The 14,664-nt window shown below is 41.6% G+C and carries 12 protein-coding genes; all 12 read left to right on the top strand.

Annotation, left to right across the window (positions count from 1 at the left end):
• Positions 1–112 precede the first annotated feature (112 nt).
• The 12 genes from G4407_RS13020 (at position 113) to tuf (ending at position 14,664) form a co-directional block, all read left to right on the top strand.
• Positions 113–697, top strand: a complete 585-nt coding sequence (locus tag G4407_RS13020) for a helix-turn-helix domain-containing protein (protein WP_173689210.1) — start codon at positions 113–115, stop codon at positions 695–697.
• 400 nt (positions 698–1,097) lie between these two features.
• Positions 1,098–2,171, top strand: a complete 1,074-nt coding sequence (locus tag G4407_RS13015; protein ID WP_173689209.1) for a M24 family metallopeptidase — start codon at positions 1,098–1,100, stop codon at positions 2,169–2,171.
• Between the two features lie 22 nt (positions 2,172–2,193).
• Positions 2,194–3,840 (top strand): peptide ABC transporter substrate-binding protein, encoded by a 1,647-nt coding sequence (locus G4407_RS13010; RefSeq protein WP_173689208.1) that lies wholly within the window; start codon positions 2,194–2,196, stop codon positions 3,838–3,840.
• Between the two features lie 173 nt (positions 3,841–4,013).
• On the top strand, positions 4,014–4,940 hold the full coding sequence (locus G4407_RS13005) for an ABC transporter permease (protein WP_173689207.1): 927 nt from the start codon (positions 4,014–4,016) through the stop codon (positions 4,938–4,940).
• 10 nt (positions 4,941–4,950) lie between these two features.
• Positions 4,951–5,874, top strand: coding sequence for an ABC transporter permease (locus G4407_RS13000; protein ID WP_008373509.1), 924 nt, complete (start codon positions 4,951–4,953; stop codon positions 5,872–5,874).
• A 15-nt stretch (positions 5,875–5,889) separates the two neighbouring features.
• Complete coding sequence (locus G4407_RS12995) at positions 5,890–6,912, top strand: ABC transporter ATP-binding protein (protein ID WP_173689206.1); 1,023 nt, start codon at positions 5,890–5,892, stop codon at positions 6,910–6,912.
• Between the two features lies 1 nt (position 6,913).
• The gene (locus G4407_RS12990) at positions 6,914–7,888 is read left to right on the top strand and encodes an ABC transporter ATP-binding protein (protein ID WP_173689205.1); all 975 of its coding nucleotides are present in this window, start codon (positions 6,914–6,916) and stop codon (positions 7,886–7,888) included.
• A 275-nt stretch (positions 7,889–8,163) separates the two neighbouring features.
• Positions 8,164–9,933 carry an LCP family protein gene (locus G4407_RS12985; protein ID WP_243868846.1) on the top strand — a complete coding sequence of 590 codons (1,770 nt, stop codon included), beginning with the start codon at positions 8,164–8,166 and terminating at the stop codon, positions 9,931–9,933.
• A gap of 178 nt (positions 9,934–10,111) precedes the next feature.
• The gene (gene rpsL / locus G4407_RS12980) at positions 10,112–10,534 is read left to right on the top strand and encodes a 30S ribosomal protein S12 (protein WP_008373516.1); all 423 of its coding nucleotides are present in this window, start codon (positions 10,112–10,114) and stop codon (positions 10,532–10,534) included.
• A gap of 211 nt (positions 10,535–10,745) precedes the next feature.
• A complete protein-coding gene (gene rpsG, locus G4407_RS12975; RefSeq protein WP_207642082.1) occupies positions 10,746–11,216 on the top strand; it encodes a 30S ribosomal protein S7 in 471 nt (156 codons plus the stop codon).
• 18 nt (positions 11,217–11,234) lie between these two features.
• The gene (fusA, locus tag G4407_RS12970) at positions 11,235–13,352 is read left to right on the top strand and encodes an elongation factor G (RefSeq protein ID WP_173689204.1); all 2,118 of its coding nucleotides are present in this window, start codon (positions 11,235–11,237) and stop codon (positions 13,350–13,352) included.
• Between the two features lie 118 nt (positions 13,353–13,470).
• Entirely contained in the window at positions 13,471–14,664 is a 1,194-nt protein-coding gene (gene tuf, locus G4407_RS12965; protein WP_117557426.1) for an elongation factor Tu, read from the top strand.

Below are 14,664 nucleotides of genomic sequence, written 5' to 3'. Positions count from 1 at the left end.
GAAAAACAAAAATATTTCCAATTCTTTAACACTTTACAAAAATAAAGGGTTGCAAAATATGAAAAAATACAGTAGCATATAGATAATCAGTCGAAAATCAGGGGGGTGTGATATGCTGGATTTAGCTCATATTGGTGAACGGATCAGAGAATGCAGAAAAAAGAAAATGATGACAATCCGGGTTTTGGGAGAATATACAGGACTTTCAGCGGGCTATCTGAGTATGCTGGAACAGAATAAAACATCTCCGAATGTGGACAGTCTTGCGCGAATTTGTGAAGCACTGGATATTGATATCCAGTATGCACTGGAAGGCGAGATACCGGGAAAGACGGTTATACGCAGAGAAGAAATGAGTAAGCATCTTTATCCGGAAGAAAATATAACAGTTGAGGTTGCAGACTTTGGTCAGGGAGAATCAATTTTTGAATATATTACGATTGGACCGGGAGAATCTGCGAAAAAAGAAGAATATCGTCATGCCTTTTCGGAAATGTGTATGGTGATAAAAGGAACTCTGAATGTAGAGGTGGAAGGAGAAATTTGCAGTTTACATCCGGGAGACAGTGTATATATAAAGAGCAGAGAGCGTCATAGTATTTCCAATCCTGGAAAAGAACCTTGTGTGAGTATATGGGTATATCACCGGGATGTACCAAGACTGTTTGGAAGGAATGAAAATAAAATTGTGAAATAAATAGCATTCCTCTTGACAATCTTAGAGTATGGTTCTATAATAAGAAAAAGTTACACATATGAATAAATATTCATCTGAGTGAATTTGTAAAAATTGAACTGTTGAAACGGGGTTTCTTCGAAATTCACGCAACTCTGAAGACAGTGTTATTTACGAAAGTGTATAAAGATTACATTTTTATACATACAATACGGACAATCTAATAATTAAACATAGACGTCATAGCGTGAAACTATGACCTTTGAAAGAAGACAAGGACGTCATGATGCAAATCATGGCGTTCTTTTGTTTACACCACTAGACTGCGGTCTAGTAAAGTATTACATTGTCGCAGAGGGACGGACATATCTGGTAAATATACCGTCTCGGAAGAACAAAAGTGCATGAGAGGAGAACAAAAATGGACAGATTAACACAATTGCGAGAGTACATGGAAAAAGAAAGACTGGATGCGTTTTATATTGCAAAGCCGGCGAATGTACGTTGTATCAGCGGATTTACGGGGGAAGACTCGTTCCTTTTTATCACAAAGGCGAATCAGTATTTTATCACTGATGCAAGATACACAGAGCAGGCATCTTATGAATGCCCGGATTATGAGCTTGTAAACTGGCGAATCGATTTTGGCTACAGCATGGGGAAAGCTGTTGCATATTGCGCAGACAAAGATGGAGTTAAAACAATTGGATTTGAACAGGATCATCTGACATTTGAAAAATGGAACTCTATGCAGGCTGAACTCAGTGCTGAGATGGTTCCGACGCTGAACGTAATCGAAGGCTTCCGCGCGATCAAGACGCCGGAAGAGATCAAGAACCTTACCGTTGCCTGCGATATCGCATCCAGAGCATTTGAAAAAATTATAAAAGACATCCGTCCGGGTGTTACAGAAAAAGAAATCGCGTCCAGACTTGCACATTACATGGTTATGGAAGGTGCAGATACCAAACCTTACGGTGGAATCGTTATTTCAGGAGCAAAGAGCTCTCTGCTTCACGGAATTCCGGACAGTAAGCCAATCGAATACGGTGATTTCGTATTGATGGATTATGGATGCCAGTACAAAGGTTATCTTTCAGATATGACAAGAACGGTAGTTGTCGGCAAGGCAGACGCCAAACAGAGAGAAGTTTATGATCTCTGCCGTCGTATGACAGAAGATACAGAAGCATCTGTAAGAGCCGGTGTGACAGGAACTTCCTGCTATGAAGCTTCACTTGAAGCAATCAAAGATACAGAATACCTTCCGTATAATTATACAGGAATCGGTCATGGAGTTGGGCTGTTCGTCCATGAACTTCCGAATATCGGACTAAACTGTGAGAATATCTTACAGGAGAACAGCATAATGACAGTAGAACCAGGACTTTATATTCCGGGTTGGGGTGGTGTCAGACTTGAGGATCAGGGCATCATCACAAAAGACGGATATGAAAACCTGATCAGTGCTACACATGAGCTAATAGAATTATAAATGAAAAAGGAGGACAACATTTATGAAAAAGAAATTATTAGCGGCTTTACTTGCTACAGCAATGACAGTAACCATGTTTGCTGGCTGTGGTACACCGGGATCCAAAGATGCCAAGAAAGATGACAGCAGTGCTTCATCAGGAAAGAAGAGAATTACTTACACACTTCGTGAAGACCTTCCTTCTATGGATCCACAGAACAGTAACTCTATCTCATGTGCAACAGCAGAAATCTGCACCTATGCGATGCTGACACGTAACGTGGAAGGCGAAATCAAACCAGATGCAGCTGAAAGCTGGGATATCTCAGATGATGGACTTACTTACACATTCCACCTTCGTGACGGACTGAAATGGTCTGACGGAGAAGACGTAAAAGCAGGCGATTATGTTTATGGTATCCAGAGACTTATGGATCCAGAAATGGCAAGCGATTACGCATTCATCGGATACATCCTCAAAAACGGTGAAGAAGTAAACAATGGTTCTGTACCGGTTGATCAGCTCGGTGTATCTGCACCAGATGATAAGACAGTTGTAATCGAACTGGCACATCCGGCTACATACTTCCTGAGCATGGCAGCCATGGCTACATTTGGTCCTACAAGACAGGATTATGTAGAAAAATACGGAAAAGAATACGCAGCAGATCCGGAAAAATCTGTTTATAACGGACCGTTCAAGATGACAGAGTGGAAACACGGCGATGAAATGATCCTTTCTAAGAATGAAAATTACTGGGATGCAGACAGTATCAAGCTTGATGAAATCTGCGTAAAGACAGTTGCAGATGCTAAGACAGCAGTTGCTATGTGGGAACAGGGTGAAGTTGATATCACAGTTGTACCTACTGAAATGACAGATCAGTATACAGAAAATACTGAATTCTACTATACAGGTGCAGATGATTACATCATGCTCAATATGTCAGAAGACAGACCGCTTGCTAACAAGAACCTGAGATTTGCTCTGAACTATGCAATTAACAGAACAGAATACAACAAGCTGGTTAACAATGACGTATATGACGTTGCACAGAGACTTGTACTTCCAAACGTGCAGGCGGCAGATGACCAGACATACGGAGAAGCTTATCCATATACACCATTCCCGGCAGAGAATGACAATGATAAAGCAAAAGAATATCTGGATGCTGCTATGAAAGAAATGGGTGTATCAAATGCATCAGACATCAAGATCACTCTTCTTACAACAGATACAGATGGTGCTAAGAAGCAGGCTGAAGTTCTTCAGGAACAGTATCAGAAAAACCTTGGTATTACAGTAGAAATCAACCAGGTAACTTACAAACAGAGACTGGAGCTGGAAACTAAGAAAGATTACGATATGGTAGTAACAGGATGGGTTCCGGACTACTCTGACGCATACTCTTATCTGGAACTGTGGATCAGCGATGGTCAGTATAACCACTCTGGATATGCGAATGCTGAATACGACAAGCTTCTTAAAGATTCTCAGACAGAGACAGATGCTAAGACAAGACAGGATATGCTGTTCCAGGCAGAAAAGATCTTCCTTGAAGAAGATTCCGCTCTGGTACCGCTTCAGTTACGTAGAGACCAGTATCTGATCAATCCGAAGATTTCTAACTTCAACGTATACTTCGTTGGATATGACTTCGATCTGGTATATGCAGATATCAGCGAATAATACAGTTGGATGGTAACATACCTTGCGGTCGGCGCGGACTTACTGGTCCGCACCGGCTGCTTATTTGAGGGTTTTGATTATTTTGAGGGGTAGATTTGGTATGTATCAGCCAATAGAAAGTATGTGAAATAATCAAAGCCATCAAATAAAGAAAAATGAAGGGAGACAAAAGAATGGCAAAATATATAGCTAAACGAGTTGCATTAGCCATCGTAACACTTTTGGTACTTACAAGTGTTGTATTCGTCCTGGTTCGTCTGATGCCGGGAGATCCGTTCTCAAGTGATAAGATGACACCGGAGATCAAAGCGAATCTGGAAGCTTACTATGGTCTGGATAAACCGCTTGCAGAGCAGTATATAACTTATATGAAGAATGTGCTTCATGGTGATCTGGGGTATTCTATGAAGTATGAAAGTCAGACAGTTAACCGTATTATTGCTGACTCATTCCCATACTCAGCAGACCTGGGAATCCGTTCACTGTGCTTTGCACTGTTCTTCGGACTGATCCTTGGAATTGTAGCAGCACTGAATCGAGGAAAGAAACTGGATTTCGTCTGTATTTTGATTGCGATCATTGGTACATCGATTCCTGACTTCATCATGGGATCTGTACTTCAGTATTTCTTCGGAATCAAATGGCAGATTCTTCCGGTTGCGCAGTACACAAGCTTTAAGCACACAATTTTACCGTCAATCGCGGTTGGATTCTATACACTGGCATCCATTTCCCGTCTGATGCGTTCCAGTATGCTGGAAGTTGTATCTTCAGATTATACAAAGACAGCACGTGCGAAAGGTTTATCGGATTTCCGAATTACATTTAAACATCAGATCCGTAATGCGATCACACCGATCATTACCATTATGGGACCGACAGTTGCATCTGTATTAACAGGAACATTCGTAATCGAAGCCCTTTTCGCAATCCCTGGAATGGGAAAACATTATGTAGACAGTATTAACATGGCAGATTATACACTGGTTCTTGGTATGACGATCTTCTACGGAGCATTCCTGATCGTGTCAATCCTGATTGTAGATATCTTATACGGTATTGTAGATCCGAGAATCCGTCTGAGTGGTAAAAAAAGGTAGGTGACGAGAAATGGCAGAAATTACAAAAGAACAGTTTAAAGTTGTAGGAAAAAATACAAAGACAATGGAGTCTATTTCCCGTCCGAATATTGGTTACTGGCAGGATGCATGGAGACGAATCCGCAAGAATAAGATTGCATTCTTCTCATTGTGCCTGATTGGACTTTATGTACTTATGGCGATCTTTGTTCCAATGTTCAGCAAATATGACATTGCAACACAGAGTGTGGCAGAGATGAACCAGAGCTTTTCAAAAGCACATTGGTTTGGAACAGATTCTCTTGGACGTGATCTCTGGGTTCGTGCATGGTCTGGTGCGAGAGTATCTCTGACAATTGGTTTTGCAGCCAGCATCATCAATGCAATCGTTGGATCTATCATGGGTGGTATCTCAGGATTCTACGGTGGCAAGATCGATATGGTTATCCAGCGTGTCGTTGACGTATTATACGGAATCCCAAGTCTGATCGTTACCATTCTTCTTATGGTAGTTGTTGGTAACGGTGTACACTGTTTGATTCTTGCTATGTGTTGTGTCGGATGGATCGGTGGATGTCGTTTCGTTCGTGGTGAAGTATTAAAACTGAGAGAATCTGATTTCGTATCTGCAGCCAAGATCCTTGGCGTACCGGATATCGTAATCATTGTTAAACATATTTTACCGAATATCATGGGTCTTATTATTACAAACCTGACAATGGCTATTCCGGGCGCAATCTTCCAGGAGGCATTCCTGAGCTATATCGGTCTGGGTATCAAACCACCGAACTGTAGCTGGGGTGTACTTGCAAAAGACGGAATCGCACAGCTGAGAATTCATCCGTACCAGGTATTTGTACCGGCATTCCTTATCTGTACAACCATGCTTGCACTGAACCTTCTTGGTGATGGACTTCGTGATGCATTTGACCCGAAACTTAGAGGAACCGAGTAGGAAGGAGTATAGAAGATGGAAAATTTATTGGAAGTAAAAAATCTGCAATTCTCTTTCCGTACATACGGTGGAGTTGTTAAGGCTGTACGTGATGTCAGCTTTGAAGTACGTCCGGGAGAAATTCTTGGTATCGTTGGAGAATCCGGATGTGGAAAGAGCGTTACCTCTCAGTGTCTGATGAGACTGAATCCAGAACCGCCTGGATTCTTTGAAGGTGGAGAGATCCTTTATAAAGGAAAAGATGTTCTGAAAATGAACAAAAAAGAACTTCGTCAGTTCCGTGGAAAAGAGATCAGTTATATTTTCCAGGATCCTATGACCTCATTGAACCCGACAATGCGTATCGGAAAACAGATTGAAGAAGTATTCGTTGGAAGAAAAGGTATGAGTGCAGCTGAGAAAAAAGCAAAAGCACTTGAAATCCTTAAAATGGTAGGTATCTCTGATGGAGAACGCCGTTACAAACAGTATCCACATGAACTTTCAGGTGGTATGAAACAGCGTGTTATGATCGCGATTGCTCTGGTAGGAAGCCCGAGCATCGTTATTGCCGATGAGCCGACTACTTCTTTGGATGTTACAATTGAAGCACAGATCCTTGATGTACTGAAAAATCTTCAGAAAACACTTGGAACATCTATCATCCTTATCACACATGACCTTGGTGTTATCGCAAAGCTTTGCGACCGTGTACTGGTTATGTATGGGGGAAAGATCGTAGAACGTGGATCTGTAGATGAGATTTTCTATGATACAGCACATCCTTACACAAAAGGACTTATGCATTCAATTGCCAAACTGGATACAGCAAAAGGTCAGAAATTGCAGCCAATCGAAGGAACACCTCCGGATCTGTTTGCACCTCCGAAAGGATGTCCGTTCGCAGCAAGATGTGAATACTGCATGGAAATCTGTAAAGATATGCCACCACAGACTTATGAGCTTTCAAAAGAACATGAAACCTGTTGCTGGCTGCAGCATGAATATGCACCGGATACAGACATGAGAAAAAAAGTAACTGAGAAAGGAGAGGTGTAAAATGGAAAATACAGAAAAAAAACAGCCTCTCGTACAGGTGAAAAACTTATGTAAATATTTTGAAATCAGCCGTAAAGAAACCTTAAAAGCGGTTGATGATCTTACATTTGATATTTATAAAGGTGAGACAGTCAGTCTGGTAGGTGAGTCCGGATGTGGTAAATCTACAACAGGACGTACCATGATCAAGTTATACAATCCGACTTCAGGAAATGTATATTATGACGGAAAAGACATTTTCAAATATAATCATGCAGAGCAGAAAGAATTCTGCAAGAAAGTACAGATGATCTTCCAGAATCCGTACTCATCACTGAACCCACGTATGACTGTTAAGGATATCGTTGGAGAAGGTCTGAAACAGCATGGAATGTCAACAAAGGATGCAGATGCAAAAGTAGAGCAGCTGCTTGCTACAGTTGGTCTTAACAAAGATCATATGTCACGTTTTCCACATGAATTCTCAGGTGGACAGAGACAGCGTATCGGTATCGCACGTGCTCTTTCTGTTGATCCGGAGTTCATCATCTGTGATGAGCCGATTTCAGCTCTTGATGTGTCTATCCAGGCACAGGTTATCAATATGCTGAAAGAACTGCAGGAAGAAAGAGGACTGACTTACCTGTTTATCGCGCATGACCTTAGTGTCGTAAAATATATTTCTGACCGTGTAGTTGTTATGTACCTCGGAACTATGGTTGAGACTGCTGAAACAGATGAACTTTATGATCATCCGATGCATCCATATACACAGGCACTGCTTTCCGCAATTCCGGAAGCAGATCCGCATAAAGCAAAAGCAAATCAGCGTATTCCGATCAAGGGTGAAATTCCGAGCCCAATCAATCCGAAGAACTGCTGTCGTTTTGCTGAAAGATGTCAGTATGCGACAGAACGTTGCTTTAAGGAAATGCCTCAGATGAAAGAGATTGCTCCTGGACATAAGGTGGCATGCCATCTTGTAGAAGATAAATAAAAAGTAGTAATATAATAAAGAAGGCGAAGGGCTTATGAAGAGTTCTTCGTTTTCTTTTGCTTTATGAGAAATTCCGATGGGACTTTCTATGAAAAAAGGCAAGATGCGTTGCTGGCCACAGGTACTGTGAACAGTAACATTGTGCAAAATCACAAAATACGGATTGACACGAAAATATTGACAACATAAGGCAAAAACGATATTATATAGAGATGTAATTGTAATTAAAGCGTCATATCGTGTAATAGTTATGTAACAAATGAAAGTGAGTGTATATGGAACAGAGAAAATCAGCAAGGAGAAGATCGTCTGATGGAACTTCTAATAGAAATATGCGAAGTATCAATAACAGCAGAGAAGTAAGCAGACGGGCTAAGGGGAAGAACCGGTATGCTTATGATGAAGATCGAAGAGCTGCCCGATATTATGATGAAGAAGATTACTACAGAGAACGACCGAAAAAGAAATCATCTTCGATTGATAAGAAGAAAAGAAGACCGGAAGAAGACTATCAGAATATAAGAAAGACATCTGATCCGGAGAATAATAAGAACCGTAAAAATAAACGGCGCAGAGGAAGAAAGAAAAATCGGGTGAGCAGAACGATTGGAATTATACTTGCTATTATCCAGTTTATCCTGTCTGTAGTACTTGCAGTGAATGTGATACTGTTCAATGTACTTACTTCTACTTATTTCCTGGTACTGATCGGAGTGCTGCTGATCCTGCTTGGAATTACCTTGCTGACACAGATAGCGGCAAAAGGAAAAGGAATTGGCGGAAAGATATTCTGTATACTGATCTGTATCATTCTGGGAGTGGGTTCTTTTTATATAGGAAAAGTAAATAATGCATTCCAGAAGATTACCGGAAGCAATAAGAAAACCAGTTCTATGGTAGTTGCGGTAAAAGCGGATGATAATGCAGATACTTTATCAGCGGCAGCCGGATATACATTTGGTGTTCAGTATGCGACTGGTGGAGACCAGACGAAGTCGGCAGTCAAACAGATTGAAAAGGAACTGGGACAGAACATTACTCTTCAGGAATACAGTAATCTGGGAGAAGAAGCACAGGCATTATATGACGGAGAAGTAGATGCGATTATCTACAACTCAGCTTACAGTAATATTATCCAGGAACAGTATTCAACCTTTACAAAGGATACAAAGGTTATTTATAAACACAACATTGTTGTTGAAATTGAAAGTGATACATCCGATGAAAGCGTTACAAAGCCATTTGCGGTTTATTTGAGTGGTATTGATACGGATGGAGATATCACAGAGCAGGGCAGAAGTGATGTTAATATCGTAGCAGTTGTTAATCCGACAAGTCACCAGGTATTACTGATTACGACACCTAGAGATTATTATGTACCAATCCCGGGAGTATCAGGAGGGCAGGACGACAAACTGACACATGCAGGAATCTATGGTGTAGATGTGTCTATGCAGACGCTGGAAGCACTTTATGATACAGATATCGAATTTTTCGGAAGAGTTAATTTTACATCTATGATCAGTGTGGTTGATGCACTTGGCGGACTGGATGTTGAATCAGATCTCGAATTTGATACAGGATGGGAGTCGGGTGCAGAGATTCATGTAAATGAAGGAATGAATCATTTTGATGGTATTAGTGCACTTGCATTCTGCCGTGAACGTCAGGCACTGCCAGACGGGGACAACGGAAGAGGAGTCCATCAGCAGACGGTTATCACTGCAATCATTAAAAAGATGATGTCACCGGCAATGCTCCGTGGGGCAAGTGATATTATTGACAGTGTCAGCGATGGAGTGGATACGAACTTTACTTCCAGCCAGATCCAGTCGCTGATCAAGACTCAGCTCAGAACCAATGCAAAATGGAATATTTATTCCGTGGCAGCGGATGGAACCGGAGGGACAGATATCTGCTATTCTTCAGGAGCTGAAGAGCTTTATGTAACGTATCCGGATGAAAATTCAGTGGCTGAGATCAGTGAACTGATCAAAAAAGTAAAAGACGGAGAAACAATAGAAGGATCCGTAAGTACAGAATAAAAATGAAGAAAAAGTCAGGGCATGATTTGGAAAATATTTTTCAGAATGCCTTGACTTTTTTTTTGCGATATACTACAATAAACAAGCGTGCGAAAAACGATGCACTGTTTTTCTGCGCATTTTAAACAGAACTTGTTTAAAATCGTAACCAATTATTACTTCATAGGAGGTGAAAGAGATGCCAACATTTAACCAGTTAGTAAGAAAAGGTCGTCAGACAGCTGTAAAGAAATCTACTGCACCGGCTCTCCAGAAAGGATACAATTCTTTGAAGAAAAGAGCTACAGACACATCTGCACCGCAGAAGAGAGGTGTTTGTACAGCAGTTAAGACAGCTACACCGAAGAAACCGAACTCAGCTCTCAGAAAGATCGCCAGAGTACGTCTTTCAAACGGAATCGAAGTAACAAGCTACATCCCAGGAGAAGGTCACAACCTTCAGGAACATAGCGTTGTTCTTATCCGTGGAGGAAGAGTAAAGGACCTTCCGGGTACAAGATACCATATCGTTCGTGGAACACTTGATACAGCAGGTGTTGCAAAGAGACGTCAGGCTCGTTCTAAATACGGAGCAAAGAGACCAAAAGACGCAAAGAAATAAGCACTTGATTTTAGTGTAAAACGAAACTAAATCGTATCACAAACAGAACTATGAGAATAGTTGGTTGCGGGTTTAATTCAGATATCGCCTGCCACGCGGCAGGCATCGGAGATTGTCCCGCCAACGATACACATAGAAAGACACATGTGAGTACCGATGAATTATTCACGCAAAGCAAAGCTTTGCCAATATGTATAAGGAGGGAAGAACCGTGGCACGTAAAGGACATACTCAGAAAAGAGACGTATTAGCGGATCCGTTATACAACAACAAGGTAGTTACAAAGCTTATCAACAACATCATGCTTGACGGTAAGAAAGGTGTAGCTCAGAAAATTGTATACGGAGCATTTGACAAAGTCGCAGAGAAAGCTGAAAAACCAGCTATCGAAGTATTTGAAGAAGCAATGAACAACATCATGCCTGTACTTGAAGTAAAGGCAAGACGTATCGGTGGAGCTACTTATCAGGTACCGATCGAGGTAAGAGCAGACAGAAGACAGGCTCTTGCACTTCGCTGGCTTACACTGTACTCTCGTAACAGAGGCGAGAAGACAATGGAAGAAAGACTTGCAAATGAAATTCTTGATGCAGCTAACAACACTGGCGCATCAGTAAAGAAGAAAGAAGACATGCACAAGATGGCAGAAGCAAACAAAGCATTTGCTCACTATCGTTTCTAATTATAGGAGGAAAAAATCTTGGCTGGAAGAGAATATCCATTAGAGAGAACCAGAAATATCGGTATTATGGCGCATATTGATGCTGGTAAGACTACTCTTACAGAGCGTATCTTATACTATACCGGTGTTAACTATAAGATTGGTGATACTCATGAAGGAACTGCTACCATGGACTGGATGGAACAGGAGCAGGAAAGAGGTATCACAATCACTTCAGCAGCTACAACATGTCATTGGACACTTGAAGATCATACAAAACCGAAAAAAGGTGCTCTTGAGCATCGTATCAATATCATTGATACTCCGGGACACGTTGACTTCACTGTAGAGGTTGAACGTTCACTTCGTGTACTGGATGGTGCTGTAGGTGTATTCTGTGCTAAGGGTGGTGTTGAACCTCAGTCAGAAAACGTATGGCGTCAGGCAGACACATACAACGTACCAAGAATGGCCTTCATCAACAAGATGGACATCTTAGGTGCAAACTTCTACAACGCTGTAGAACAGATTAAGACAAGATTGGGCAAGAACGCTATCGTTCTTCAGTTACCAATCGGTAAAGAAGATGATTTCAAGGGAATCATCGACCTTATGGAAATGGAAGCTTACATCTACAATGATGACAAGGGTGATGATATCACAGTATGTGAAATCCCGGATGACATGAAAGAAGATGCTGAGCTTTACCATACAGAACTGATCGAAAAGATCTGCGAACTGGATGACGAACTTATGATGATGTATCTTGAGGACGAAATCCCGACAGTAGATCAGCTCAAAGCAGTTCTTAGAAAAGCTACTTGTGAATGTACAGCAGTACCGGTTTGCTGTGGATCTGCTTACAGAAACAAGGGTGTTCAGAAGCTTCTGGATGCAATCGTTGAATACATGCCAGCTCCGACAGATATCCCGCCAATTCAGGGTGTTGATGAAGATGGTAATGAAGTAGTAAGACATTCTTCAGATGAAGAACCTTTCTCTGCACTTGCATTCAAGATCATGACAGACCCGTTCGTAGGTAAGCTTGCATATTTCCGTGTATATTCAGGAAGCATGAATTCAGGTTCTTACGTACTGAACGCTACAAAGAATAAAAAAGAACGTGTTGGACGTATCCTTCAGATGCATGCCAACAAGAGACAGGAACTGGATAAAGTATATTCAGGAGACATCGCAGCAGCGATCGGATTCAAGTTCACAACTACAGGTGATACAATCTGTGATGAACAGCATCCGGTAATCCTTGAATCTATGGAATTCCCAGAACCAGTTATCGAGCTCGCTATCGAGCCTAAGACAAAAGCTTCTCAGGGTAAACTTGGTGAATCTCTTGCAAAACTTGCAGAAGAAGACCCGACATTCCGTGCTCATACTGATCAGGAAACAGGTCAGACAATCATCGCCGGAATGGGAGAACTTCATCTTGAAATCATCGTAGACAGACTTCTTCGTGAGTTCAAGGTAGAAGCTAACGTAGGTGCTCCGCAGGTTGCATACAAAGAGTCCTTCACAAAAGCAGTTGATGTTGACAGCAAATATGCTAAACAGTCAGGTGGACGTGGACAGTACGGACACTGTAAAGTTAAATTTGAACCAATGGATGTCAATGGTGAAGAAACATACAAATTCGAATCTACTGTTGTCGGTGGTGCAATTCCGAAGGAATACATTCCGGCTGTAGGCGAAGGTATTGAAGAAGCCATGAAAGCTGGTATCCTTGGTGGATTCCCTGTAGTAGGTATTCATGCAACAGTATATGATGGTTCTTACCATGAAGTCGATTCTTCAGAAATGGCATTCCACATTGCAGGTTCTCTTGCATTCAAAGATGCTATGAAGAAATCTGATCCGGTACTCCTTGAGCCTATCATGAAAGTTGAAGTTACTATGCCAGAAGAGTACATGGGAGATGTTATCGGTGATATCAACTCTCGTCGTGGACGTATCGAAGGTATGGATGACCTCGGCGGTGGAAAGATCGTTAGAGGATATGTTCCGCTTTCAGAAATGTTCGGATACTCTACAGACCTTCGTTCCAGAACTCAGGGACGTGGAAACTACTCAATGTTCTTCGAAAAATATGAGCCAGTTCCGAAGTCTGTACAGGAAAAGATTTTATCTAACAAAAACGCATAAAAAATACGAAAAAGGCTTGAAAAACTGTACTTTATGAAATATAATCAGTATTAGCCGAGTTAAAACATCGTAAACTAAAATGCCCTATTGGGTGGTATATTTAAGGAGGATATTCAAAATGGCAAAGGCTAAATTTGAAAGAACAAAACCGCATTGTAATATCGGTACCATCGGACACGTTGACCATGGTAAAACAACTCTTACAGCAGCTATCACAAAAACTCTTGCAGCAAGAGTTGCTGGTAACGCAGCTGTAGATTTCGAAAACATCGACAAAGCTCCAGAAGAAAGAGAACGTGGTATCACAATCTCTACAGCTCACGTTGAGTATGAAACAGAAAAACGTCACTACGCTCACGTAGACTGCCCAGGACATGCTGACTACGTTAAGAACATGATCACAGGTGCTGCTCAGATGGATGGTGCTATCCTTGTTGTAGCTGCTACTGATGGTGTTATGGCTCAGACAAGAGAGCACATCCTGCTTTCTCGTCAGGTAGGTGTACCGTACATCGTTGTATTCATGAACAAATGTGATATGGTAGACGACGAAGAACTTCTTGAACTCGTTGAAATGGAAATTCGTGAACTTCTTGATGAATACGAATTCCCAGGAGATGACACTCCGATCATCCAGGGATCAGCTCTTAAAGCTCTTGAAGATCCGAACGGAGAATGGGGAGACAAGATCATGGAACTTATGGATGCTGTTGATTCATACATTCCGGATCCAGAACGTGACACAGACAAACCATTCCTTATGCCTGTAGAAGACGTATTCTCTATCACAGGACGTGGTACAGTTGCTACTGGTAGAGTAGAACGTGGTGTACTTCACGTATCTGATGAAGTAGAAATCGTTGGTATCAAAGAAGAAACACGTAAAGTAGTTGTAACAGGTGTTGAAATGTTCCGTAAACTTCTTGATGAAGCTCAGGCTGGTGACAACATCGGTGCTCTTCTTCGTGGTGTTCAGAGAGACGAAATCGAAAGAGGACAGGTTCTTTGTAAACCAGGTTCAGTAACTTGCCACCACAAGTTTACTGCACAGGTATACGTTCTTACAAAAGATGAAGGTGGACGTCATACTCCATTCTTCAACAACTACAGACCACAGTTCTACTTCCGTACAACAGACGTAACAGGTGTTTGCGAACTTCCAGAAGGAACAGAAATGTGCATGCCTGGTGATAACGTAGAAATGACAATCGAACTGATCCATCCAGTAGCTATGGAACAGGGACTTCGTTTCGCTATCCGTGAAGGTGGACGTACTGTAGGATCAGGACGTGTTGCTACAATCATCGAGTAA

Source organism: Allocoprococcus comes (assembly GCF_013300725.1).
In the GTDB taxonomy this organism is placed as follows: domain Bacteria; phylum Bacillota; class Clostridia; order Lachnospirales; family Lachnospiraceae; genus Allocoprococcus; species Allocoprococcus comes_A.
Note: the sequence above shows the minus strand (reverse complement) of the source record. Positions and strands in the feature narration are given on the sequence as shown.